A 24,718-nucleotide genomic window follows, 5' to 3' on the forward strand; every position below is an offset into this window, starting at 1 on the left:
TGGGTTTTTTATGACGGATCTTAGCGCGTTAGCAGTCGCGAAGGGCTTCTACTAACTTGACTGCAGATGATTAATAAAGGACTGCGACTCCTTGATCGAGTCCTGCATCCGACGATTCAACACCTCAACATCACTCTTTATCGCCGCAGCCTCGCCTTTCAACGCACTGATCGCATTCGCATTGAGGTTATGCTTTAGATACAAGACTTGATCATGCATCGCCGATAGCACTGGCTTAACTGAGGCTTCCGAGCGTCGCATAGACGCCATCAGCTTAGTATATTTTGCCTTCGTCGCTGACAATTTACGACGACTATCTGCACGCAGGCTAGCACTACCGTACAGCTCTAACTCTTCTTCCCACTCACTAAACAGCGCCTCTGAGACATTCTCAACGGCGTCAATACGTTCGCTAATTTCTGCGGCCGCCTCGGCGCTATCCTCATACTCATCTGACAACCCATCATAAACCGACTGTAATTCAGAGGGACCTACCTTTACGATGCTAGAGAACTGCTCAAGCGCCGAGCTAAACTGCTCCTGCCCTTCGGTCTGCGCCTCTGTAACGCTTTCAATGCGATCGACCATGATATCGCGTTTGTGCACACCAACCTTCTCCATGGCACCATAATAGGCACTCTGGCAACCTAGCAACGTCGTCAATAACGCCCCCGCAGCCAATGCCTTCACTGTTGTTCTTGTCGGTATAAGGCTACGATGGCCCATCACGCTTCCCCTTCATCCAGTTAAAAAGCCAGATTAGCACGACTATCGCCCCGCAAGCATTAGTGTATAAAAATTATCTATAAATCAACTCCCATCAATGATATACCACAAAAGATCACAAGGACTTCTAAGCTGCTATCTCGAACGATAAAATAGCCCTACCATTAAGGCGCCAAGTGACTATTTAAGAGGCTTCATGTCGACTATCTACCGTGTGAACAAAAACAGCATTACCGTCAAACGTCCACAGCGACAGCTGCCGAGGAAACTCAAAATAGCACTCGTAGCAGAGGGTGGCGGACAGAGAGGCATCTTCACCGCCGGCGTACTCGATACTTTCTTAAAGCATAACTTCACCCCCTTCGATACTTTGGCCGGCACCTCTGCTGGCGCGCAAAATATTACCAGCTATTACCTGCGACAACATGGCTACGCTCGCCGAGCAATACGTGAGCTCAGTACTCAGAAAGACTTTTTTAAACCGACGAATTTGTTAAGAGGTGAGAATAGCTTAGATTTAGACTGGTTCTTTAAGCATGCCAACGCAGATGGTTACCAGCTACCACTGGAGAACCTTGAGCACGCTAGCGCAGAAGAGCTGCTCATTGTTGCTTCGGATAAAAACACGCTAGAGACTGTCTGTCTTAACCCGAGCAAAGACAATATCTTTGAATTTCTCAAAGCTTCGAGCTCTATTCCCTACCTCTATCAAGGCGTAGAGTATCAAGGACGACACCTAGTCGACGGCGGTCTAACAGCGCCAATACCGTTAGAAGAAGTGCTTAATCAAGGTGCCAACCTGGTGCTGATCATTCGCACAGTGCCGAGCAACAAGGCTAGCGAATCGCTATGGAAGCAAAAGGCTGCTGATAGTATTCGTGAGATGTTACCTGAAAATATTGGTGAGAGTTTCGCCATGGCGGTCAACGATCATCTCAACTTACTCCCTAAAGTCATCAAAAATAAAATCAGCAAAAGTAAGCTATCAAATCCACTTCATACTTTTTATGATCGCCACCCCCAATACAAAGAAATGTACGCCCTGATGAAGCACCATGATAAGCAATACGCAGAGACCTTGAGACTGATCGACACGCCACCTGAAGATACCGTCATCGTAGAACTCTCGCCTGTAACGGCACTAGCCAGTCATTCCCTTGGCAGCAGCTTCAAATCACTCGATGAAGATTACCGTCTTGGCAAACAGACGGCAGAGTTTTTTCTAAAAAACTTTCGCAATTTTTTCATCTGCTAAGTTAACACTAAAGGCCAAAAAAAATCGCTAATGATACAAACTATAAAATATACGCCTCGATAAATATCAGTAAACCGAGCATCAAGATTCCTGTTTTTATTAAGCACTCAGAAGACTTTCTTGTCACCATGATTTTTATCACCTCCAGACGCAATGATAACACTCATGTTACAACGCTTAACTTCAACGACAAAGCTCACGAGCCTTACCATAAAGTTAACTTCCTGACCTTGAATCACAAGCTTAACAAACAAACTCAGTCGTCACCGTAATGTGTGAGGACGATAAATTAACAAAGCTGTAAGAATAGGTAGGACTAATCTGGCGACTTAAAATGAGCTACGCTGATTTCACCTGTTCATCAGACAAGTGCTGAGAATAATAACAACATACATGAAAGGAGTTTACGATGGGCCCCCAAACCAACCCCGGCGAGATTTGCCAATGGCCAATGCTGAAGATAGCCTACCGCACCGATGCAGACAAGATTGCCGCATTGCTACCCGCCGGTATTGAGCCTGGCGACAACCCCAACGTCTACATCACCATCTACAACTTCCCCGTAGGTGGCGAGCCCGAGTACGGTTATGTTGTCAACGTCGAAGCAAAGTATCAAGGCATAGCAGGTGAATTTACCCTTGCTATCGGTATCGACCAAGAAAACGCCGTGCACATCAGCCAAGAGCGCTGGGGGCAACCAAAGTTCGTTGCCGAAACACAGTACTATCGTCTCGGCAATATGGTTAAAGCCAAGCTGAGCCATCAGGGTTATACCTTTCTTGAGTTCACCGGTGAAGTGACTGACGTTCTTCCTAACGGTGACGAGTTCGAGCAAAACGAGTGGTGGATCAAATCTTCACGTGCTGTCGATGGCACCCCCGAGAAATATGATTTCCCTCCTCACGTTGTTCGCGTTTACAGTAAGTATGGCACTCAATATCAAGAGGGCTTAGCTGGCGAGCTCAAGTTAATGGACAGCCCCTGGGACCCAATTGCCAACTTGCTACCAATGCGTGAGCAACTCTCAGCCAAGCTCTGGAGCCCAATATTCCTCGACCGTCGTATCACCCTCGAAGGCGAGCTCGATGGTCAGGCCTTCTGGCCTCACGCCGACACCATTGGCGGCTCTCGCTGGCCCGGCACCGATGGCGGCCCAAAGAAGTAAGCCAACAAGCTCATAGAGGGCCCCCTCTATGAGCAATACCATACTGAGCCACTATTTGTTACTATTCTCGACCGCCTGCCTCAACCCCCCCAGTCAGCACCATTATGTCCAACAACGACAATTCACTTCGCTATCGACGTATTCACGCCTGTCTTGCCGAGTTTTTTCATACTTGTTACTACTGCGGTGATATTGCCAGCACTGATGACTTCATACCGCCAAAGACACGCAGCCAAACAAGCGGCAGCTACCCCGACGGCCAGTTTTTCATTGTCCCCTGCTGCCCTGAATGTAAACGGCTAGGTGGTGATCAACCACACAGCCACATTGAAACCAGGAGCGAGTATATTCGTAAGGCGTTGCGCAAGAAGCATTACGCTACCTTTAAGAAGACGCAGCTATGGACCCAAGAAGAAGTTGCACTACGTATCGAAGAAGATGGCCTAACCAGTATCAACCGATCATTGCTCGCAGTGCTTAACGCTGAACAAGACCTCACCAGCCGCCTCAATTTCACTGGCTATGACTTCGAGGTGGATGGTAGCCGCTACCAAAGCGTCATAGAGGAAAAGGGACAAACAAGCGTTTTTGGCCAACTTTACGACAACCCAAAGCAGGCGCTACACGCTGTTGCCAAACAATATTCACTAAAAGTTGCCGAGCTACACCAACAAAGCGAAATCCACAATGGCAATATTGAGTTAGCCGCTGAAACTCTCATTACAGAACATCGACAACGCCAGCAAGAAAAACAGTTAAAAGAGTTAGCCACAGAGCTTTCCGTGCGTTATAAGCAACCAAAACAATGGCTAATTAGAAGCCTGACCAGCTTGGCAAAGCAGTCACCCGACGCTAATTTAGAAATGATTAGTAAAATATTGATCGAGCGCTATTTTTCTCGTTAACTTTGAGTAAATAGCCGTACTCCATGCTTCTTAATTAGATATATTCTCTAAAGGGTTATATTCTAGCTCTTTAACCCTTTCCCCAAAGCGTCCTTAGGTTGTCATGTTTAATCGCCCTAACAACAAAGCGGCCCTTATCCTTGCCGTCTTCCTCATCACAATATTTTCCGTTATCGCCCTTTTACTTACCTCAAATAAGGCGGTGAACACATTCGCTAAACTGGCGATGTACAACACACAACCCAACTGCTCCGACACGATCAAATCACAATATCTACGCCGTATATTGCACGAACATAGCCAAGGGAAACCGTTAACCTGGGAACATTACCGTGACAGTCTCTCCACTCTGACACCACGTACCACACGTACCCTACGACTTTATTTAAATGAAAGAATACACCACTTTGGCAGCCACCAGGTGGTCGATGCAAGCGAAGACAAGATGCTCTGCCTGCTCGATAGGATCTATGACAGTAATATTGACTTCGATGGTATCGCCAGTCACAGAGAAAGCGACCAATCCGCGCTACAGCTTGCCTTCGTCAATCCAACCAACCAGTACCCAGCACTGCAGGGAAAGCAATACGGCTACCCCAAAACTGATAAACGCTGCCCACAGGCCGACCGTGACTATCGACAAAATGAATGGGCGCTCAATCAGTTACTCACTGGCGAATCGACTTGGTCAACTTGGGCCGAGATAGCTCCTTTACTCAGTCATCGCAATAAAGCAGAGATTCAGCAAGTCATTACGCAGGCGAAAACACGCATACCGGTGCTTACAAATACCCCCCAACAAATTGAAACGCTCACATGCTTGTTTGCAGCGAACAAAAGCTGATCCAGATCAATATCATAGATGTTTCTTCCCCCTTACTTAACAATCCTTTGAATTCACACGGATGAAATAATGTTAATCTTCTCAGTAACTTCGCTAAGCATTTAAACGACTTAATTGATGGACAACCCTAAAGACAAAACACATAGTAAGTCGAGAACCCTTGTTCTCACCTCTCTATTTGCCTTATTGCTCGTGATAATTGCCCTAATCAGCTTGAGTCTGTGGCTGTCAACAGCAGGAAAGAAAATAGCTTTCACCAACTTTGCCGCCATGCTCTACACAAACAGCGCTTGTGACACCAGCTCGTACTCCTACCAAGAGTTTCAGCAAATCTTACACCACTATTCCAAGGGAGAGCCCGCCACCTGGAATGATTATCGCGACGCCGTTGACCTGCTCCCTATTACCACCGGCGCACCGATACGCTTCTACCTAAACATGATGATTCACAACCACGGCGCCGATCAAGTTGTGGCACTTGATGAAGAGACCATGCTCTGCCAACTCAGCCATATGCAGGATGAATACATCGGCTTTCAGGGCATCGACATTCATAATGATCCCGCTCTCGAACATTTATTGCGCGAATACATAGCCTATAGCCGGCAATATGCAGAGCATCACGGTAAAGAATTTGGCTACAAGATTGATAAAAATTGCCCAAAAGGGGGGGTAGGGTTACACCAGGTAGTCTGGAATGTTACTCAACTGACCAAAAACCACACCCATAACTGGGAGATGTGGAGCGCTATCAGCGAGCTGTGGAGCCACAACGGTGTTCCTATATTGCAAGCTCAAATTGAGGCTAACAAGAAGGCTGGAGTCGTCATAAACAACAGCCCTGAAAGCATTTATAAAACCGCCTGCGACTTACTCTCCTCGACCTACGAGAACGCAGGTGAAGTTTATGGCGACCTCTACGATGAAATCGAGCAGGAGCTAAAAGAAAGCAGCAGCAAGCAGCAATAGTTCACAGCCTCTCCAGGTCGTTAGTCGTCAGCACCCAAGATTAAAGCCCCTGTTGGCACCCCAACGCCGCTAGAGACAAGCGCATGATTAATAGGCTTCGGGGGCTGACTTGTCGATGTACCGCGGATTAGCCTTACACCCTCCGCTATATTATTCACGCCGTGAATATACGCCTCCGATAACAATCCCCCATGGGTATTGTTAGGTAACCTACCATCTATACGCAATGCTCCCTCTTGTACAAAGTCTTTCGCCTCACCACGGCCACAAAAACCAAAAGACTCTAACTGCATTAATACTTCAGGCGTAAACGCATCATAAAGACAACTCGCATCGATATCATCGGCACTGAGACCAGACATTTCATAGACTCGGCGCGCTGCTAACTCCATCTCCGGCAGGGAATTTAGATCATCGCGATAAAAGCTCGTCATCTGTTCCTGCCCCCGTGTCGAAGCCTGCGTCACCGCACGAACAATCGCCGGCTTCTGCCGTAAGTCTCGAGCACGCTCCGGCGTGGTAATTAACAGGGCGACACCACCGTCTGTCTCCTGACAGCAATCGTATAAGCGCAGAGGTTCGGAGATCATCTTAGCGTTCATATAATCATCCATCGTCAACGGCTTACCAAAGCCTGCTGCTACAGGATTATTTAATGCGTAGTTACGTTGTGCTATCGCTATTTCGGCCAAGTGCTCACTACCAGCACCATACTCCGCCATATAGTTACTGGCAATCAGTGCCACCCATGATGCAGGCGTGAGCATGCCGTGGGACATGTACCATGACCAGTGAATCAAATCACTACTGATAATCTCTCCCGATACCCCTTGGCCCATGCGTTGACCTGAGCGGCCATTCATCGCTCGCCACACCACAACATATTTGCAAACTCCGGTCGCCACAGCCATTGCAGCTTGCTGAATCAAGCCCACCGCAGCGCCACCACCGTAATTAATTTTTGCAAACATGTGCAAATCACCAAGACCAACCGCGCGCGCGAGCTCTACCTCATCGGTAGAATCAAGAGTAAAGGTAGAAAGCCCATCCACCTCAACAGGATCTAAACCCGCGTCATCGAGGCAGTTTTTTACTGCCTCGGCTGCCAGTGCCAGCTCAGAAACACCGGAGTTTTTACTGAACGCCGTCTGGCCAATACCGACGATTGCCGCCTCATTATGTAGTGTTATCGCCACCGTTATTCGCTCCCAGTTGCCGGTCGAAAAACCGGTATCTTAAACCCATCATCATCCGTCTGCGTTGTTACTTGCAGCCTCATCCCTCTGGTAATACGCTCAACATCACAGTCGATAAGCTCGGCAATATAACGCGTCCCCTCAGCCAGCTCAGCTAACACGATAGGCAAGGGGTAACTATAACCAGGGAACTTGGGGTGATGTAAGACAGTAAAGCTAATGACCTTAGCCTCACCTTTGGCAATAATAAAATCCCACTCCATAGAGCGACATCGATCACACATAGGCCTAGGCGGATGACGCAACACCTGACAGCCACTACAACGCTGTATTGCAAGCTTATCTTCGGCAGCCTGCTGCCACCACCATGCGTTATCATGCCCCATAGGAGGTTTTATTCGTCCTGGTTTCATCGTCATTTCTCTATAATTATTATGACTAACCTAACAGTTAAAGCGACAACCAACGCCATTCTTTTGGGCGAAAGATAATCATTTTTTATGAGAAGAGAATAACAGGAAGCTTAAGCGCTATGCCAGATACATGCAGCTGAGGATAGAGAATTATACATAAAGTTAATTTAACTAAGCGAGAAAAATATGCCCCTAGCAACCTAGTAATCTAAGGGCATAGATAAGTTTTCGGTCGCCTAATTAGCGGGGGCTAACTGCTGCTGAAAAAGCTTTGTCCTGTTTTCAATCTCTGCCTTCACCGCTTTCTCCTCGTCACGACTACTGATTTTATAAATCGCCGATATGGGCACGGGGATATTTGTGGCACTCTTGCTGACGACCGATACAGTATCAAAGTTAGCGTTAACACTTCCCGCCGTAGAGCTAATCATAAGCGCATCATTAAAGCGCAAATCGGGGTTCGGATAAGCCAGTACCATAAGGTAGGACTTACTTGGAGAAGAACGTACGATAAGCGATCGATTGTCAATTTTAACCCAGCCATCTAGACGAAAGTTATTAACACTTTTCACCTGCTCTAAATTATCAAACAGGTATACAGAATCGGGGATTTTCGGGGTCGAACTACAGCCAGACAACACTACTGCGATGAATAAAGTGGCGATTATAACCGGGTTAAAAGCATGTTTAATCTTCACACGACTCTCCTTAAATACTGCATGATTAAATAGAAAACAATCCATTTCACTTATCACAAGCACGGCACCTCCTAAACATAGCAGCAAACAGAAAGCACAACATCGGTAATACTGCCTATCAGGCAACAAGCAAAATCACACCGTATCACCTAAGGCTTCCGCCATATAACGCATGAAAGCGTTGACCCGTTCAGAGTGGCGAAGATCACGATGCGTTAACAACCATAAGCCTGCCCGCTCAAGTCTCGCCTCCGCCACCAGGCTATCAAAAGGCATTAGCACTAACTCCTCATATTCTCTCGCCGTCTGATGCGAGAGCAGACCGACACCAGCCCCAGTGCGCAACATCGCCAACACCTCCGCCATGCTATTACTGCTCAGCGTAACTTTAAGGTCTGGCACCACACGACGTAATAAATTAACCGGTTGATTAACCTCTGGTTTCGGGCTGGCATCGCTACCGCTCCATAAAACCCACTCACAGCTCGCAGCCCCCTCCCCCTTCGAGGCAAGCCAGTGCCGCTTATAATCGACATGCGCATAAGCGCCAAAACCGACGTCACGAACACACTTACCAACCAATAACTCCGGCGGTTCGTTAGTCAGGCGCATGACGACATCAGCCTCTAGCCTGGCCATGTTAGTAATTCTTGGGGTCGATAACAGCTGCAAAAGGACCTGGGGATAAGTCTCTCGGAAACCTTTTAAAGCGAGGCTCATATCAATAAAGGCGCTTTCAGGCATAGAAACCTTTAATACCCCTGCCGCGACATCCACACGACTCTGTGCTACACGAGAAAAACTTAACGCTGCCGCCTCCATCGCCTCAGCCTCTGGCACGAGCATCTGCGCAGCCTCCGTCACCCTGTAACCGCTCTGTAAGTGGTCAAAAAGACGCACCGACAAGTTCAGCTCAAGCTGCTTAATACGCCTGATTACTGTCGCATGATTCACATCGAGGGTCTTCGCCGCCCCCGTCGCGGAGCCATTACGAACAACCGCGAGAAACACCCTAATCAAATCCCAATTCATATTTTTATCACCACATGAGCGGAGCATATGTGCACAGTCATTGTGCTATTTCGCACAAGTAATCATCGCTAACAGTTGTTAGAATGTCTAGCCATAAGATGATTGATCAGCACAACTCGATTAATAAAAAGCAGCATCATTCAGGAGAAAATAATAATGTCATGGGATCATGAAGTTGATGTATTAGTCGTCGGTACTGGCAATGGTGCCATGACTGCCGCACTCAGTGCCTACGAGATGGGCTTACAAAACGTCCTTTTACTCGAAAAAGCCGCTAAATTTGGCGGCACCAGCTCCGTCTCTGGCGGCGGCATCTGGATTCCCAACAGCCACTTTTCCAAGGCTGCAGGTGCTAGCGATAGCTTAGAGGACGCCCGCGCCTACCTAAAAGATACTATTCCTGCAGATGAGGTACCCTGGCAGCTGGTCGATAATTATCTACAGAACGCCCCAAAGATGCTCAAATTCCTCAGTGAACGCAGCTCACACATCGACTATATCTCGCTTGGCCACTACCCTGACTACTACATGCAGAGCCCCGGAGCCCGAGACGGTCATCGCTCCCTAGAGCCTCAGCCCATTAATAAGTCAGATCTTGGCGAAGATATGCACGACCTTGTCGACACCCATCACATGATCTATATGATGGACCGCATCGGCATGACTCAGGAAGAAGCACAGATATTAATGACTCGCGCCAAGGGCTGGATCGCCCTCACGATGAAACTGTTTGCTCGCTACCTCACCGACTTCGGCTGGTTATTTAAGCACAAACACTCACGCCGTATTACCTGCGGCAGCGCCGGTGTCGCCCGGCTTTTCCTTTCCCTGAAAGATCGTAACATCCCAATTTGGCTCAACACGCCAATGCAGGAGTTAATTGAGGAAGAGGGTAAAATCGTTGGTGTCATTGCAGAAAAGGATGGCAAACCCTTCCGAATTCATGCCAAAAACGGCGTCGTACTCGCCGCCGGCGGCTTCGAGCACAACCAACAGATGCGTGATCAATACCTGCCAAAACCTACCAATACTGCGTGGTCCGGTGGTGTCAAAAGCAATACTGGTGACGCACACCAAGCAGGCATGAAGGTAGGTGCAGACACCCGCCTGATGAATTCTGCTTGGTGGTGTACGACGATATCGGCACCAGACGAACCTTCCCCTCGCTTAGCCATTATCGAGAAATCAATGCCGGGATCATGTGTCGTTAACATGCGCGGGGAGCGCATCGCCAACGAGTCGCAAAACTACATGGCCTATCAACGCGAGCTCTTTGAAAAACATTCCGACGACACTGCGCAAGTTCCCGCCTACATGATTTTCGATAGTCGATTTCGCAAGGAATATGTCGTGGGCCCACTATTAACCAAAGGTCTACGTCCAGACAGTAAACTCCCTGAAAGTTATTTTGAGAACGGCTTTATGGCCATCGCCGATAGCATTGGTGAGCTCGCTGATAAATTGGGAATCGACAAAACTAACTTGGGCACAACAGTCGCGAACCTGAACCAAGACTCGATCACAGGCAAAGATCGCGAATTTGGTCGGGGCGACACCGCTTATGATCAGTATTATGGTGATGCTGCGGTAACCCCAAATCCCTGCCTTGCCCCGATCGATGAAGGCCCGTTCTATGCGATTCGTATCGACCCAGGTGATTTCGGCACCCATGGTGGATTACAAATTAACAGTAACGCCCAGGTTCTTCGCGCCGATGGAAGTAATATCGAGGGGCTTTATGCCTGCGGTAACTGTGCCGCGGCAATCTTACCCACCTATCCTGGCCCCGGTTCAACCCTCGGCCCTGCCATGACCTATGGCTGGCTAGCAGCCAAACACATGTCAGGGATTACAAACGATGCGGCATTAGCAGAGAAGACAGACGAAACTGAGACAGCTACCGCCTAACTACCCTCCCTGAATAAAGCGGCATATTATCTATATAATATGTCGTTTTTACTTTTAATAATCCCGCCCTTCCAGGGCAATAAAAATAATTTAGCCATCTTAGGGTAAATTACATTTACGACAAACAAGAATTACAACCCACTATTAAACTAGCTGCATAAAAACAAAAACCAGCACAAGGCTGGTTCATATCATAAAATTAAAAACGACTATACTGCACAGTCAGATTAAATTATTACTCAGTAAATTGAGGAATATAATTTAGTAAATTAGCTGCGCGCCCACTCAAAACAAGAGATACCTAGTGAGCATAAATGATTATAAAAACGATGCTGCTCCATTGCGCTACGGAATACGCGTGTGACGGGGGTAAGAGTCTGATCGGTAGATACAAAATACATATATTTACTCCATAATTCAGCTGTGATTATATTTTTAAAGACATCTACTATTGCTAAGCAGTGCAGCTATATTAATGACTAAACTGTCATAATATAATCGGGAAAATTACCTAGACGCCTAGTCTAACGATCACCTAGACGGAGTTTGGAGTTTTTCCTTAAGGAAAAGCCGCTCTAGAATGCGGCTTCAAGCAGCTTTCACCTACAGAGACTCATGTAAAACCTTTCGAACTTTTTTCACAATCAGGTCGATATGGGGCTCTTCTACGATTAATGGCGGCGACATGGCGATACTGTCGCCCAACCCTCGCACCATCACCCCCGACTCCCAAAGCTGCTGCATTACCTGCCCCCCTTTGGTGCCATCACCGCGCAGTTGAATAGCCCCCATTAAACCGTAATTTCTTACATCAATGACCTGCTCTATATCTGCCAGGCTGTGAAGCGCCCGCTGCCAATACTCACCAATACCGCCAGGTTCCGAAGCTCGAGTTAGCAACCCCTCTTTCTCATAGATATCTAGAGTCGCCATACCCGCCGCACAAGCCACTGGATGGCAGGAATAGGTATAACCGTGATAAAGCTCCACTGCAGATTTAGCGCCCTGCATACAGCGCTGATAGATTTCATCATTAACAAATACCGCAGAGAGCGGTACGGATGCATTCGTTATCCCCTTAGCCGACGTTATCATATCGGGCGTGACACCGAATTCAACTGCCGCAAAAGCACTGCCGGCCCGCCCCCAGCCAGTTATCACTTCATCGAAAATCAATAAAACGGAGTACTTATCACAAATAGCTCTTATTTTCGCTAAGTAGCCCTCCGGTGGCGGGATAACACCTCCGGCACCGACAATAGGCTCTATAATGACCGCAGCCACCGTCTCTGCGCCATGAAACTCAAGCAGCTCCTCTAGCTCATCGGCCCACTCCGCGCCGTAGCGGGGCAGCCCTTGACTAAAGGCGTTGCGTTCAATATCGAGAGTGTGCCGCAAGTGATCTACCATCAACCACTGGCCAAAGGGCTGGTGATTATTGGTGAGGCCGCTCATCGCGACACCACCAAAATTAACACCATGATAACCTTTCTGTCTCGAGATAAAGCGTTTACGCTGGCCTTCCCCCCTCGCATTCCAGTATTGCATCGCGATTTTGAGCGCTGTATCTACCGCCTCACTGCCTGAATTGGCAAAGAACACATGATCTAACCCCGTCGGGGTGTGTTCAACCAAACGCTCGGCATAGGCAAAACCTAGGTCATGGGCAAAGTTAAAGATCGAAGAGTAATCGAGCGTCATCAGTTGCTCGTGAACCGCATCGGCAATTTCCCGGCGGCCATGCCCTGCGTTGACGCACCACAAACCCGCCGTAGCATCGATCACCTCCCGACCGTCATTCGTCGTCAGCATCATTCCCGACGCAGACTTAATCATCCTCGGGGCTTGTTTAAAATCTCGGTTCGCCGTAAACGGCATCCAAAAAGCGTCACTAATTGGCTGACTCATATTATTATCCTCTATCAACAGCGCTCAAGACTGAGTTTTATTTATTGATGATAGTGCTGACAGCACCGTATCGCTATGTTCACCTAGGCGTGGCGGTGGCCGGGAATATCGAATCGGCGTTCGAGAGAATTTAATTGGGTTGGCAACCAGTTTTAACGCGCTGCTCTCCGGGTGCTCCATCTCAACGACCATTTCCCTTGCCTTTATCTGCGGGTTTTCAAACACCTCATCAATGTTATTAATAGGGCCGGCCGGTACTTGCACCTGCTCAAATAAAGCCAACCACTCATCTCGAGGCCGCTCTAACATCGCTCGCTGTAATTTCGGAATCAAACGATCACGGTTAAGCACACGCTGAACATTACTACGATAACACTCTTCCTCAGCGAGCTCAGGCAGACCTAGTACATCGACGAAGCGAGCAAACTGCTGATCATTACCTACAGCCACAATGCAATGACCATCGGCAACGACGAAACTCTGATAAGGGACGATATTAGGGTGCGCATTACCTAAGCGCTGAGGAATTTGGCCCCCCACTAGATAGTTGCTCGCCTGGTTAGCCAGTGTCGCCACGGTGACATCAAGTAAGGCCAAGTCCACTTGCTGCCCTTGCCCCGAGTGAAGCCTTTCTGACAGTGCCGCTTGAATACCAATCGTGGCATATAAGCCAGTCATTATATCGGTCAGCGCCACACCGGCTTTCTGTGGTCCGCCGCCCACTTGTTCACCGCTAGCATCAGGCTCACCGGTCACACTCATTAAGCCGCCCATCGCCTGAACGAGGAAGTCATAACCTGGCCGATCAGCATAGGGGCCGGTCTGCCCGAAGCCTGTTATTGAGCAATAAACAAGCCGAGGGTTTATTTTTGCAAGACTCTGATAATCTAATCCGTACTTTGCCGCACCACCCACTTTAAAATTCTCAATAAGCACATCACTGTCGGCAGCTAACTGACGAATCTGCGCCTGTCCCTCTGGTGTCGTCATATCGATACAGACCGACTGTTTACCGCGATTGGCGCATAAATAATAGGCCGATTGCTCTGTCTCCTGCCCCGCATCATTGGCTAGATAGGGAGGTCCCCAGTGCCGGGTATCATCACCGGAAAGGGGGCGCTCGACCTTAATCACCTCGGCACCAAGGTCGGCTAAAATTTGTCCTGCCCAAGGCCCCGCCAAGACCCGGGATAAATCCAGTACCTTCACTCCACTCATTGGCATCATCACAGCCTCCTTCTACTCATCTCGCGCCCTCAAATCAAAGCGCTAAAATGCGGCAATATCTGTCTGGCTACGACCAAGTATCAAGCCGTGTATGTCATGGGTGCCCTCATAAGTGTTAACCACCTCAAGGTTATTCATGTGGCGCATGACTGGGTACTCATCGGAGATACCATTCCCCCCCAGCATATCCCGTGCGACGCGCGCGATATCTAGCGACTTGCCACAAGAATTACGTTTTATCATAGAGATCAGCTCGGGGGAGATGTTGCCATTATTCATCAACTCTCCAGCACGATGACAAGACTGTAACGCAATGGCAATCTCTGTCTGCATATCAGCCAACTTCAACTGTACCAACTGTGTCGCAGCAAGCGGCCGGCCAAACTGTTGGCGGTCTAGAGTATACTGTCTCGCCGTGTGCCAGCAGTCTTCAGCTGCTCCCAGTGCTCCCCAGGCAATACCGTAGCGAGCGTTATTCAAACAGCCAAATGGCCCCTTTAGGCCAGAGACATTAGGCAGCAAGTGCTCATCCGAAACGAATACCTCGTCCAGCACAATCTCACCGGTTACCGAGGAGCGTAGCGCCTGCTTACCTAAGATTTTAGGTGTCGATAATCCCTCCATGCCACGCTCTAGAATAAAGCCTCGTATCGCCCCGTCATCAGTCTTCGCCCACACCACCAGTACCTCGGCAATCGGGCTATTAGTAATCCACATTTTAGCGCCGCTAAGACAGTAGCCTCCCTCAACGCTGCGTGCTCGCGTTATCATGCCTCCAGGGTCAGATCCATGATCGGGCTCGGTTAAACCAAAGCAGCCAATCCACTCACCACTCGCCAACTTTGGCAGATATTTCTGGCGTTGATGCTCACTACCGTAAGCATAAATAGGGTACATCACCAATGAGGATTGCACGCTCATCATCGAACGGTAACCGGAGTCAACACGCTCGATTTCACGGGCCGCTAAACCATAACTGATATAATCGATGCCGGGACAGCCATAGCCCTCGATAGTCGCGCCCAACAGCCCCATCTCGCCCATCTCCCGAAACAGTACTGGGTCTGTCTGCTCATCTCGATAGGCTTGGCGAACTCTAGGGGCTAATTTATTCTGTGCGTATTGCCTGGCAGTATCACGTACCATGCGCTGCTCATCCGTCAGCTGTTGCTCGAGTAAAAAAGGATCCTGCCAATCTAACTTAGCCCATTTTCTTGCTGTTGCTGTTGCTGTTGCTGTTGTCATCATTGCTACCTTATCGATAAGACTTATCCTATCGATAAGGTAGCAAACAGCCTTGGATTGATAAAATATATATTTTATTAAAAAATCATATATTTTTTATATACCAACTTTATCTCCACCTATTGCCTCTCCCCCTTGTCGCCGGCTCCAAACCGTTGACACCCAGCACAGTAAGCCCCCGACACAAACACCGGCAAGATTAGCTAAAACGTCATAAGAATCAAAGCGCCGATGTGGCAACAATATCCCCTGCATATATTCCAGTAATATGGCGAGTAGCAACCACAGCAGCCAGTAGACAAGCCTACGTCGGGCAGGAATAAGACTCCCTCCAAGTAGAGAGACTGTTGCGAATGCAATAACGTGCTGATATTTATCAAGGTGACGCAGAGAGCCTAGCAACGGTTCTGGGCTAAAAAGCCCCCAGAGCATGAGCAATAACGCAACAAAGAAAAAATAACCTCGGGAAAAACAACGTTGTAACACAAGAAAGACCTAAGCTAGTGACTTCTTCAGGGCAATGCCGAGACAGAAAAGCACATGCTAACACTGAAAGATCCACCAACTTAATCGAATGTTGACACTGTGACTAAAGTTTCACCTCTGCCACAAAGCATGCGACAACTCACCGGGGACGATAAATATGCCATTATAAGTAAGAACAGTGATTAAAACTCACTATTGGCCAGGCTCTTACCGAGCTCTACTCCGTATTGATCAAAGGGGTTAATGTGCCAAATGACCGCCTGAGCATAAACCTTATGCTCATAGAGCGCGATAAGCGCCCCAAGCGCCTCCGGCGTCAGCTCCTCGAGTGTAATCAAGCTTGCCGCCTTCGAGCCCGCCACTTCCCCATACCCTTCAATATCACGCTGCTGAAAAGTTCCCACGCGCAGTGCAGTCATCTGCCCTTTCAAGTTAGCATTTAACCACTGATGATGATCATACAACTCCCGCTCTGCTTGCTCGATGCACACAAACTCAATTGGCATCTCTTGTGTACCCTGATGCAATAACTGAAAAAAGGCATGTTGACCGAGCGTGCCAACCCCACCCCAAACACTACAGGCTGTTTGATAATTCACCGGGCGACCATTGCGGTCGACTGACTTACCGTTAGACTCCATCTCCAACTGTTTCAAGTATTCACTGAAAGCCCCCAGGCGGTGGCTATAGGGCACGACGGCTCGCGTCGTCATACCACGATAATTAATATTCCAAATATCGACAAGGGCCAATAGTACCGGCATATTTTCCGCGTGTGGCGCCTCGTAAAAGTGCTCATCCATACTGTAGGCACCCGCTAACAAGGCATCAAAAACCTCGCTTGAGGTTGCCAGCATCAACGGCAAGCCGATAGCAGACCACAATGAAAAGCGTCCACCAACCCAGTCCCACAAAGAAAAGATATGTTCATCTACAACGCCAAAATCACGTGCTTTTTGTTTGTCCGCTGTCACCGCGACCAAATGTCTACTAAGGGTCTCCTCAGTCACTCCACCCTCGACTAGCCACGCCCTTAAGGCTGTCGCGTTCTTCATGGTTTCAAGCGTCGTAAAAGTCTTCGAGGCCACGACGACAAGCGTCCTCTCCGGGGCGAGCCCATCGGTCAAATCATAGAACTCACAGGGGTCAAGATTCGCTAAGAAGTGCAGTTTAATCGAGCCATGATGATAAGGTTTGAGTGCCTCATAACAAAGCTTAGGGCCAAGATATGAACCACCAATGCCTACCAAAACAACGTCTGCGAAACCTTCTCCACGATGATTACAATAGTCCTCAGACTGAAACTGCTGACAGAACTCTTTCATGCGAGCCTGCTCAAGCTTGGCTTGTCGGATATACTCCTGAGGAATAGGCAAAGCAGTGTCTAAGGGCGCCCGTAAGGCCATGTGAAGGGCCTCCCGCTGCTCCGTGTTATTCACTTTCTTACCAGAGAACAACGATTCGATCGCGCCGGAAAGGTCGGCTTCCGCGGCGACTTGCTGTAATTGCTCTAATACCGACTCATCGATACATTGCCCCGAGAGATCGAGTTTTAGCTGCCTATATTGGAAAGAGAAGCGCGCCTGGCGTTGTTGGTCCTGAGCAAAGACCTCGCTCAAGTGATAACTCTTCCAACGTCTGACTTCCTGCAGCAGACCTTCATCTAAAGCACTAAAGGGGAGTCCCTGTTCCACATTAAGCATCCACAAACCTCATATACCTTATCCCCCCAAACTATAACGGCACTCGTTTATTGTGACAGCTCCTTCAAATAAACCTCAAGCGCGCTACCAATCTCACTATGGCGTAGCCCATACTCAATATTAGCTTTCATATGCCCTAGCTTACTGCCGCAATCGTAGCGAGTGCCATCAAACTTATAACCTAGCACATCTTGTTCATTAAGCAGTTCAGCAATCGCATCGGTTAGTTGGATTTCACCACCTGCCCCTCTAGGCGTCGATTTTAGCAACTCAAATATTCTCGGCTGCAGGACATATCGCCCCACGATGCTGAGGTTAGAAGGGGCATCTTTAATCGCCGGTTTCTCTATAACACCTTTCAGTTTGTAGACAGTGTCACTCTGCTGCACAGGGTCAATAACACCATACTTATTCACCCGTTCCATCGGGACTTCTTCGATAGCGACCACAGAGGCGCCAGAAGCCGCCATTTCGACCATAACGTTTAAAGCAGGCTCTTTTGGGCTATAAATCATGTCGTCTGCCAGTAAGATCGCGACAGCCTCATCACCAATAATATCCTTAGCACATAGTACTGCATGCCCCAAACCTAAGGCTTCAGGCTGACGCACATAATAACAATTCACATGCGAGGGGATAATCCCCTTAACCAACTCAAGAAGTTCCTGTTTACCTGACTCATTAAGCTTATACTCGAGCTCAAAGTTCTTATCGAAGTGATCCTCAATTGCACGTTTCGTCGATGAAGTGACAAAGACTAAATCAGTAATACCCGCCGCCACAGCCTCTTCCACGGCATATTGGATCAAAGGCTTATCGACCACCGCCAACATCTCCTTCGGACATGCTTTTGTTGCAGGCAGAAACCGTGTCCCCATACCCGCCACTGGAAAAATGGCTTTCTTGATAGGTTGCATAAAGCGGCTCTCTTTTCATTACAGGTAATAATATAGGACAACAAACTTAGGTTAAATTAGGCTGAAATGATACAGTAATTCTCGAATAGGCCAAGTACCCTCTATTCAGTAACCCCTTAATTTGCAAGCAACAACGATAACATTGCCAATTTAAACCACTAAACGAGCTCATAGAATACGGCCAAAGGGCTTCAATGGACCTTCGAAAGCTACAGATTTTTCTTGTTGTCGCCGAGCAGCTCAGCTTTAGTGCTGCCGCCAAACAGCTGCACATGGCACAACCGGCAGTCAGTATTGCCATCAGAAAGCTAGAGGAGGAGCTTGGTACCCTTCTACTCGAGCGTGCTCATCGTGGCATCCGCCTCACAGAGGAAGGCCTTGTCACACAGGCTCGTGCTCGCGACATTCTGCAACAGGTCAAAGAGCTTAATCATTGCGTGGGAGAAATGGCTAACCTATTACGGGGGGAGGTTCGTATCGCCTGCCCCTCTATGGTGGCTACGTACTTGCTGCCTGAACTGCTTGGTGACTTCCTGCTCACTCATACTGGCCTCACCGCCTCTGTTACTCAGAACGGCACTCAGCACATCGAACAGATGCTTCTCGATGACCAAATCGAGCTCGGCGTAGTCACCATTACAGACGGGCAAGAAGGGCTTGAAACACAACCGCTCATTGAGCAAGAGGTACAGCTCTGCGTTGCCTTAGACCATCCGTTAGCAAAACATCAGGTCATAGAGCTCCCCCAACTGAGCAACCTCGCCATGGTCATCTACGAATCTGACTACTATATCCGTAAGCTACTTGACGCAGCATGTGCGACCCACAAGGTCAGCCCGGATATTCGCCTACAAACTAACTTTCTCCCCCTAATCAAAGGCATGGTTAAGCGCGGTATCGGAGTAACTGTAGGGCTAAATATGATGGCAGAGCAAGAAGATAGCCTAGCTGGAATACCGTTTCAGCCCCCCATACATATCCAAATGGCCATTGCCAAGCGTCGTGGCCGTGTCATCTCACGAGCCAACCAGGCACTGCTCGACTGGCTCGCTCACGCGCCACATGTGGCGCCATAATGGTACATCGCATAATGTATGCGCACTAAGCTGTACGACTTAATGTTGAAATAGAGGGGGATATGACTATTATTGGAGCGCCTATCATCATGGAGTGTCGAGTCAGTATATGTCTACCCTTGCCAATTTTAGTCAGCACCTTAGCAACGTACTGCCCTCCATACAGAGTAAACACTTTGCACCCGCGCTGGCATCACTATTGCGAAGCCTGGTAGAAGCAGACGACCTCACCTTTATTCTCTACCTCGGTCATCAAGCGCCAAAGATTGACTACTTCATGCAGCCTGATGAACGCGAGAGCAAACTCCAGTTATTTCAACAGGGAGCCTTCTTAGTCGATCCTTTTTATCTAGCGGCAACGAAAAGTGAGAAAAAAGGCTTTTTCACCCTCAAAGAGCTCGCCCCCGAAGGCTTTAAAAATAGTGAATACTATCGTAACTGGTATCGCCTTTCCGGTTTGCAAGATGAGTGCGGCTACCTCATAGACATTGCCAATGGCTTCATCAACATTTCACTGGGCCACACTGCCAATGTGGCAAAACTTAACAAGAGCCAACGGCAATCGCTGCGCGACATTGAACCAGCCATCGTCACACTTTGTCAGCAACACTACGGCAGCCCTGATAGCAACGTCGCACTCCCCTCCGCCAATAAGGCGGATGAAACACTACGATTACAACTGCAAACAGCCCTAGACAGCTTCGGCCGCACAGTCTTGACTGATCGCGAATGCCAGGTCATTAATATGCTCATGCATGGCCACTCCACCAAATCAATTGCCGAACTATTGTGCATATCAACAGAGACCGTCAAGCTGCACCGCAAGAAAAGCTATGCCAAGCTCGACATCAACTCTCAATCTGAACTGTTTTATTTATTTATCGACTCACTCATGAGCGTCAAGGATTACAAGAGTGGTGATACCTTGAGCAACTACTTATAAGCAGAGGCACGGTATAACCCTCCAGTCCGCTCACCACAAGACTATCAGCTCTCATACATCTCGTTGGCTTGCTACTTTCCCTCCGGGTGATAGACACTATGCCGAGTCGAGACTTTTGCACTACCGGCCTTTTCACTGCCGCCGACAAGATGAATACCATCAACCATACTGACAGCGCCCAGAGCATGACGCGGCACAGGCATTGGCGGCATTGACTGCCAACGATTCAAGCTAGGGTCGTACTGCCAAACCTCTTTTGAAACACGTCGAGGAGCAATAACACCCTCACCACCGAATAGATAAATCATCCCCCCATACACTGCTGCCGCACAATCCGCATGTGTTTGAGGCAATGGCGCTAGGCGATACCAGCGTCCACTCTCAGGGTCGTATACCTCGTGATCAACGAGATTGCGCAACCTCTCCTCACCCTTTAAAAACACCTGTTGCCGACCACCAATAACATGCATTCTTCCCTCTAGCACAACGGTTGCACAGTGGCTCCTTGGAGTAGGCATCGGCCTAGCCGCATGCCAATAACCGGCATAATAAACAAATGTTTCTGCCGCGTTAACATAGCGCGGTAGCAAGTCAACATTACTCACCATCAACTTTCTACCACCACTAATGATGAGTCGACTATCGATCGCAGCCGCTGCAAACGCCGCTCTCGCTTCTGGTAGCTCTAGATAACGTTGCCAGCGAGCAGATAAGCTGTCGAGGCTGAGAACCTGTCGAACACTCCCCTCGGTTTCATGGTAGCCACCAATAGCGAGTAACTTCTGTTGGTAATTCACTAGATAAGGACGCGACAACGCCGAAGGTAACGCAGGCCCCACACGCCAACTATCCTCACGCAGACTATAAATGTAGCTGTGGTTGCTCGAGGCTGGCTGTAACTCTAAAGAGACTCCCCCCCCACAGACAATCAACTCACCCTCAAACAGCGCTGGGTAAATACCCTGTAACGGCTGTGTTAATGGCGCCCTTAATCGATAGAGCCCCTTTCTCTCTGCTCGTGCAGACACCCAAGGGCAAAGCGCCAGCATCGTCATAGCGCCAACAAATTCTCTTCGTCTCATGAGCCGACTTTCAGCTGCATTTTCATTGACCTCCCTGACAATGACGCCGCCCACAAATGCGCCTACTTTTTACTCTAGTCACTGAGACAAGTTTCACAAACCTGCATCAGATCGCGCCCCCTCTCTAAAAGGTTATCCCTCCTCGGAGCTAAACACTAAAAGCGCGAGCTGTTAAAGCATTATATAGTCTGCAGTAACATGATAATTTCCCTTACCTCCGGCCTACTAAGACGGTAATACACGACCTGAGCTTCCCTTCTCGTCGTCACAATGTCGTGCGCCCTCAAAATCGCTAGGTGCTGCGACAGCGCCGACTGCGATAAAGGCAGCTGTCTGTTTAACTCCCCTACTGACAACTCATCGAACAACAAGAGATAGACGGCAAGTAATCGATGAGGGTTCGACAAAACCTTCAGTAGCGCAGCAGCCTCGCCGACATTCAGCTTTCGCGTTTCAATAGCAGGCATCGCCCCCTCCAATAATCGCTCATATATGGCTAAAGATTAACCGATATGACAAACCGTTTGAAGCCGCTCCTTCTCATCACAATGAACGGTCTCGCTTACTCATACCGACAGAACGATATGACCTACAATAAAAAGATATCTAACGACAGCCGGTACTGCAGAAATATGCCCTCCACAGGCTCCATTCAATCGCCTCATCACAGCTTGCCAGTATGGCTGACTACTGCCTTCATCCTTGCCTGCCTACTCCCCACCCTACTAGCCATCACTGATATCGTTATTCCTTCGCAATTTATTCCTGTGCTGAGCAATCAAAGTCACGCAACGCCACACCCAGGCCTTTTTCAACAATATATACTGATACTCTGGGTGGTTTTTCTTGTTGCACTTTTCACTACTATTATTGCCATTAACCGTTATTTGCTGATCCGTGATCTAAACAGCATTCTACTCGCCGCCGCGCTATTAATAGCCGCTAGTTTCAGCATCATCTACTTATTTATCGGTGAGAGAGTAACCTCGCAACAACTCCCCAACCACGCCGTCGCCACCCTATCTTGGAGTCTAGAACGTAGTTTCAGTGCCGTTGCTCTCATCACTGCCGCCACCCTTATTTTGCACAACAAACTCTCCTGCCAACTTAATAACGGTTCTACAGCAACGCAGAAAATAAACAACAGACAATTATTCAGCACCCTCTGTTTCATCACTATTATTATCGGCTATCTTCTTGCCAGTCACAGTACTAATGTGACTCAGTGGTTAATAGAGTCACGTTATAGCAGACGTTTTTTTTCCTTACTACCTCTACTACTCTACGTTGTTGCTGGTCTTTACCTATTGCCACAGATCTACCGTAAGCAACACTCGATATTCGTCCAGACCTTAGTCATCTCGATGCTGGCCCAAGTGCTCGCGGAGCTGCACATGAGCTTTGCCAGTCGGGAACTATTCGATAAGCATTACAACACCGCCTACTTTTTAAGAGCCTTCGCCTTTACCCTTCCACTCTTCGGGCTACTATTCGATCACTTTCACCTCTATAAAAACATGGCAGGCGAACTGATCCTGCGACAGCGAGCCGAGCAACACATGCAAGATGAGATTGCAGAACATGAGCGTACCGAGGCGCGCTTGATCAAAGCACAGACAGCCGCAGAGCAAGCCTCCAGAGCAAAGAGTAACTTTTTAGCCACCATGAGCCACGAGATCCGCACACCGATGAATGGCATTCTGGGCATGAGTAAGTTATTGCTACGAACCAACTTAGACCACACACAAAAGGGCTTCGTCACGACGCTCGCCGAGTCAGGCAATGGCTTAATGATGGTGCTCAACGATATCTTAGATATCTCCAAGATTGAGGCCGGGCGCATGGAGTTATCACACGCCCCCTTTAATCTTCAGCAACTCGGCCGCAGCGTCTATCGTTTAATGCTATCAAGTGCCGAAGATAAAGGCTTAAAGTTCAACTACCACTTCGACAATAACTGCCCGCAAGAGCTGCTCGGTGATATCGGTAAAGTTCGGCAAATGATGATCAACCTGCTGAGCAATGCGATTAAATTCACCGACGAAGGCAGTATTCATTTTTCAATTCGCGGCCGCCCCCTGGAAGACAGCAAGCAACCTCTGCAAACCATCATTATCGAAGTGAGCGATACCGGCATCGGCATCGACTCTGATGCTATAGAACAGCTTTTTAAATCCTTCTCACAAATCGACAATAGCTCAACGCGTAACTATGGCGGTACTGGTCTTGGCCTTTCTATCTGTCAAAAGCTCGCGCATTTAATGCAAGGGGAGATTCGTGTCGACAGCCGCAAAGGGGCGGGTTCAACATTCACCATCGAAGTGAATATGACGCTTGCCTCAGTGAATGATGTCATTGCTAACGCAACCAAAACAGGCGCTACCCTCAACCCACACAACATCAACCTCTCCCCGTTGATCGATCCCACTCACCTCGTCATGCAGGAGTTGCAGCAGAGCGCCGCACAACAGGCCGTTTGCCAACCGAACACTAGGCTACCGCCGACCGAGAAAAGCCCCGAACGTTTTAACTGCGGCAACAACCAATGCAGTGATCGACTGCACCTTCTACTGGTGGAGGACACCGTCATCAACCAGCTCGTCGCAAGTACATTATTAGAGGATGAAGGTTACATCGTTGATGTTGCCAACAATGGCCTAGAAGCACTCGATATACTCAGTCGACAGTTTTACGATCTGGTATTAATGGATTGTTTGATGCCCGTGCAGGATGGCTATGAGACCACGCGTGAGATCAGGCGTATTGAGTCATCGCTGCAGCTAAGCCCTGTTCCTATCATCGCACTCACTGCCAGCGCACTCACTGAGACGCGTGAGCGCTGCCGCACCGCCGGTATGAATCGCTATGTTTCGAAGCCCATCGATGAGGCCGAACTACTCATGCTAATTAATGAACTATTGACCGAACACCCCGCCAGACCCGAGGCCCCCGAGCTGCAGGCAATGCTAATCGCCAACACCACCAACCCATCAAACCACTAGCAAAAACACCGTAACTCA

Annotated in this window: 21 protein-coding genes; 9 read left to right on the top strand and 12 right to left on the bottom strand. The window is 48.7% G+C overall.

What is annotated here, in order from left to right:
* Positions 1 to 51 precede the first annotated feature (51 nt).
* Positions 52 to 726, bottom strand: a complete 675-nt coding sequence (locus EDC56_RS09240; RefSeq protein WP_123712232.1) for a DUF2959 domain-containing protein — start codon at positions 724 to 726, stop codon at positions 52 to 54.
* A 196-nt stretch (positions 727 to 922) separates the two neighbouring features.
* Between EDC56_RS09240 and EDC56_RS09245 the strand changes: the two genes are divergently transcribed.
* The 5 genes from EDC56_RS09245 (at position 923) to EDC56_RS09265 (ending at position 5,864) form a co-directional block, all read left to right on the top strand.
* Positions 923 to 1,981: a patatin-like phospholipase family protein gene (locus tag EDC56_RS09245; RefSeq protein ID WP_123712233.1), complete on the top strand. Its 1,059-nt coding sequence runs from the start codon at positions 923 to 925 to the stop codon at positions 1,979 to 1,981.
* A 409-nt stretch (positions 1,982 to 2,390) separates the two neighbouring features.
* The gene (locus EDC56_RS09250; protein WP_123712234.1) at positions 2,391 to 3,146 is read left to right on the top strand and encodes an acetoacetate decarboxylase family protein; all 756 of its coding nucleotides are present in this window, start codon (positions 2,391 to 2,393) and stop codon (positions 3,144 to 3,146) included.
* Between the two features lie 104 nt (positions 3,147 to 3,250).
* Positions 3,251 to 4,051, top strand: coding sequence for a hypothetical protein (locus EDC56_RS09255; protein ID WP_123712235.1), 801 nt, complete (start codon positions 3,251 to 3,253; stop codon positions 4,049 to 4,051).
* 103 nt (positions 4,052 to 4,154) lie between these two features.
* Entirely contained in the window at positions 4,155 to 4,895 is a 741-nt protein-coding gene (locus tag EDC56_RS09260) for a hypothetical protein (protein WP_123712236.1), read from the top strand.
* Positions 4,896 to 5,012: 117 nt separating this feature from the next.
* Positions 5,013 to 5,864 (top strand): hypothetical protein, encoded by an 852-nt coding sequence (locus tag EDC56_RS09265; RefSeq protein ID WP_123712237.1) that lies wholly within the window; start codon positions 5,013 to 5,015, stop codon positions 5,862 to 5,864.
* 20 nt (positions 5,865 to 5,884) lie between these two features.
* Here the strand turns inward: EDC56_RS09265 and EDC56_RS09270 are convergent, their stop codons facing one another.
* The 4 genes from EDC56_RS09270 to EDC56_RS09285 all read right to left on the bottom strand — a co-directional run bounded on the left by EDC56_RS09270 (position 5,885) and on the right by EDC56_RS09285 (position 9,203).
* The gene (locus tag EDC56_RS09270; protein ID WP_123712238.1) at positions 5,885 to 7,060 is read right to left on the bottom strand and encodes a lipid-transfer protein; all 1,176 of its coding nucleotides are present in this window, start codon (positions 7,058 to 7,060) and stop codon (positions 5,885 to 5,887) included.
* 2 nt (positions 7,061 to 7,062) lie between these two features.
* The gene (locus EDC56_RS09275) at positions 7,063 to 7,473 is read right to left on the bottom strand and encodes a Zn-ribbon domain-containing OB-fold protein (RefSeq protein WP_162844136.1); all 411 of its coding nucleotides are present in this window, start codon (positions 7,471 to 7,473) and stop codon (positions 7,063 to 7,065) included.
* Positions 7,474 to 7,709: 236 nt separating this feature from the next.
* Positions 7,710 to 8,171, bottom strand: a complete 462-nt coding sequence (locus EDC56_RS09280; RefSeq protein ID WP_148059366.1) for a DUF6491 family protein — start codon at positions 8,169 to 8,171, stop codon at positions 7,710 to 7,712.
* Positions 8,172 to 8,306: 135 nt separating this feature from the next.
* Positions 8,307 to 9,203, bottom strand: a complete 897-nt coding sequence (locus tag EDC56_RS09285) for a LysR family transcriptional regulator (protein ID WP_162844137.1) — start codon at positions 9,201 to 9,203, stop codon at positions 8,307 to 8,309.
* Between the two features lie 156 nt (positions 9,204 to 9,359).
* On the opposite strand from EDC56_RS09285, the gene EDC56_RS09290 reads away from it, so the two are divergent.
* Complete coding sequence (locus tag EDC56_RS09290; RefSeq protein WP_123712242.1) at positions 9,360 to 11,111, top strand: FAD-dependent oxidoreductase; 1,752 nt, start codon at positions 9,360 to 9,362, stop codon at positions 11,109 to 11,111.
* A 603-nt stretch (positions 11,112 to 11,714) separates the two neighbouring features.
* On the opposite strand, the gene aptA is transcribed toward EDC56_RS09290, so the two are convergent.
* The 5 genes from aptA to galU all read right to left on the bottom strand — a co-directional run bounded on the left by aptA (position 11,715) and on the right by galU (position 18,597).
* Positions 11,715 to 13,019 (bottom strand): omega-aminotransferase AptA, encoded by a 1,305-nt coding sequence (gene aptA, locus EDC56_RS09295; RefSeq protein WP_123712243.1) that lies wholly within the window; start codon positions 13,017 to 13,019, stop codon positions 11,715 to 11,717.
* A gap of 24 nt (positions 13,020 to 13,043) precedes the next feature.
* Positions 13,044 to 14,246 carry a CaiB/BaiF CoA transferase family protein gene (locus EDC56_RS09300; protein ID WP_123712244.1) on the bottom strand — a complete coding sequence of 401 codons (1,203 nt, stop codon included), beginning with the start codon at positions 14,244 to 14,246 and terminating at the stop codon, positions 13,044 to 13,046.
* Between the two features lie 42 nt (positions 14,247 to 14,288).
* Complete coding sequence (locus tag EDC56_RS09305) at positions 14,289 to 15,491, bottom strand: acyl-CoA dehydrogenase (RefSeq protein ID WP_123712869.1); 1,203 nt, start codon at positions 15,489 to 15,491, stop codon at positions 14,289 to 14,291.
* 668 nt (positions 15,492 to 16,159) lie between these two features.
* Positions 16,160 to 17,680, bottom strand: a complete 1,521-nt coding sequence (gene pgi, locus EDC56_RS09310; protein ID WP_123712245.1) for a glucose-6-phosphate isomerase — start codon at positions 17,678 to 17,680, stop codon at positions 16,160 to 16,162.
* A gap of 47 nt (positions 17,681 to 17,727) precedes the next feature.
* Positions 17,728 to 18,597: a UTP--glucose-1-phosphate uridylyltransferase GalU gene (gene galU / locus EDC56_RS09315; RefSeq protein ID WP_123712246.1), complete on the bottom strand. Its 870-nt coding sequence runs from the start codon at positions 18,595 to 18,597 to the stop codon at positions 17,728 to 17,730.
* Between the two features lie 194 nt (positions 18,598 to 18,791).
* Here galU and EDC56_RS09320 point away from each other — a divergent pair, with 194 nt between their 5' ends.
* The gene (locus EDC56_RS09320; protein ID WP_123712247.1) at positions 18,792 to 19,673 is read left to right on the top strand and encodes a LysR family transcriptional regulator; all 882 of its coding nucleotides are present in this window, start codon (positions 18,792 to 18,794) and stop codon (positions 19,671 to 19,673) included.
* 109 nt (positions 19,674 to 19,782) lie between these two features.
* Positions 19,783 to 20,616 (top strand): helix-turn-helix domain-containing protein, encoded by an 834-nt coding sequence (locus EDC56_RS09325; RefSeq protein ID WP_123712248.1) that lies wholly within the window; start codon positions 19,783 to 19,785, stop codon positions 20,614 to 20,616.
* A gap of 71 nt (positions 20,617 to 20,687) precedes the next feature.
* Here the strand turns inward: EDC56_RS09325 and EDC56_RS09330 are convergent, their stop codons facing one another.
* Entirely contained in the window at positions 20,688 to 21,698 is a 1,011-nt protein-coding gene (locus EDC56_RS09330; RefSeq protein WP_148059367.1) for a Kelch repeat-containing protein, read from the bottom strand.
* A 179-nt stretch (positions 21,699 to 21,877) separates the two neighbouring features.
* Positions 21,878 to 22,165: an ArsR/SmtB family transcription factor gene (locus tag EDC56_RS09335; RefSeq protein WP_123712250.1), complete on the bottom strand. Its 288-nt coding sequence runs from the start codon at positions 22,163 to 22,165 to the stop codon at positions 21,878 to 21,880.
* A 45-nt stretch (positions 22,166 to 22,210) separates the two neighbouring features.
* On the opposite strand from EDC56_RS09335, the gene EDC56_RS09340 reads away from it, so the two are divergent.
* The gene (locus EDC56_RS09340) at positions 22,211 to 24,700 is read left to right on the top strand and encodes an ATP-binding protein (protein ID WP_123712251.1); all 2,490 of its coding nucleotides are present in this window, start codon (positions 22,211 to 22,213) and stop codon (positions 24,698 to 24,700) included.
* Positions 24,701 to 24,718: the final 18 nt, after the last annotated feature.

This window comes from Sinobacterium caligoides, from assembly GCF_003752585.1.
Classification (GTDB): Bacteria; Pseudomonadota; Gammaproteobacteria; order Pseudomonadales; family Sinobacteriaceae; genus Sinobacterium; species Sinobacterium caligoides.

What these genes read in the sequence shown, in the direction of transcription:
- EDC56_RS09240 (WP_123712232.1), bottom strand. Translation starts at nt 726, where the DNA reads ATGGGCCATCGTAGCCTTATACCGACAAGAACAACAGTGAAGGCATTG.
- EDC56_RS09245 (WP_123712233.1), top strand. Translation starts at nt 923, where the DNA reads ATGTCGACTATCTACCGTGTGAACAAAAACAGCATTACCGTCAAACGT.
- EDC56_RS09250 (WP_123712234.1), top strand. Translation starts at nt 2,391, where the DNA reads ATGGGCCCCCAAACCAACCCCGGCGAGATTTGCCAATGGCCAATGCTG.
- EDC56_RS09255 (WP_123712235.1), top strand. Translation starts at nt 3,251, where the DNA reads ATGTCCAACAACGACAATTCACTTCGCTATCGACGTATTCACGCCTGT.
- EDC56_RS09260 (WP_123712236.1), top strand. Translation starts at nt 4,155, where the DNA reads ATGTTTAATCGCCCTAACAACAAAGCGGCCCTTATCCTTGCCGTCTTC.
- EDC56_RS09265 (WP_123712237.1), top strand. Translation starts at nt 5,013, where the DNA reads ATGGACAACCCTAAAGACAAAACACATAGTAAGTCGAGAACCCTTGTT.
- EDC56_RS09275 (WP_162844136.1), bottom strand. Translation starts at nt 7,473, where the DNA reads ATGAAACCAGGACGAATAAAACCTCCTATGGGGCATGATAACGCATGG.
- EDC56_RS09285 (WP_162844137.1), bottom strand. Translation starts at nt 9,203, where the DNA reads ATGAATTGGGATTTGATTAGGGTGTTTCTCGCGGTTGTTCGTAATGGC.
- EDC56_RS09290 (WP_123712242.1), top strand. Translation starts at nt 9,360, where the DNA reads ATGTCATGGGATCATGAAGTTGATGTATTAGTCGTCGGTACTGGCAAT.
- aptA (WP_123712243.1), bottom strand. Translation starts at nt 13,019, where the DNA reads ATGAGTCAGCCAATTAGTGACGCTTTTTGGATGCCGTTTACGGCGAAC.
- EDC56_RS09300 (WP_123712244.1), bottom strand. Translation starts at nt 14,246, where the DNA reads ATGATGCCAATGAGTGGAGTGAAGGTACTGGATTTATCCCGGGTCTTG.
- EDC56_RS09305 (WP_123712869.1), bottom strand. Translation starts at nt 15,491, where the DNA reads ATGACAACAGCAACAGCAACAGCAACAGCAAGAAAATGGGCTAAGTTA.
- pgi (WP_123712245.1), bottom strand. Translation starts at nt 17,680, where the DNA reads ATGCTTAATGTGGAACAGGGACTCCCCTTTAGTGCTTTAGATGAAGGT.
- galU (WP_123712246.1), bottom strand. Translation starts at nt 18,597, where the DNA reads ATGCAACCTATCAAGAAAGCCATTTTTCCAGTGGCGGGTATGGGGACA.
- EDC56_RS09320 (WP_123712247.1), top strand. Translation starts at nt 18,792, where the DNA reads ATGGACCTTCGAAAGCTACAGATTTTTCTTGTTGTCGCCGAGCAGCTC.
- EDC56_RS09325 (WP_123712248.1), top strand. Translation starts at nt 19,783, where the DNA reads ATGTCTACCCTTGCCAATTTTAGTCAGCACCTTAGCAACGTACTGCCC.
- EDC56_RS09330 (WP_148059367.1), bottom strand. Translation starts at nt 21,698, where the DNA reads ATGAGACGAAGAGAATTTGTTGGCGCTATGACGATGCTGGCGCTTTGC.
- EDC56_RS09335 (WP_123712250.1), bottom strand. Translation starts at nt 22,165, where the DNA reads ATGCCTGCTATTGAAACGCGAAAGCTGAATGTCGGCGAGGCTGCTGCG.
- EDC56_RS09340 (WP_123712251.1), top strand. Translation starts at nt 22,211, where the DNA reads ATGACAAACCGTTTGAAGCCGCTCCTTCTCATCACAATGAACGGTCTC.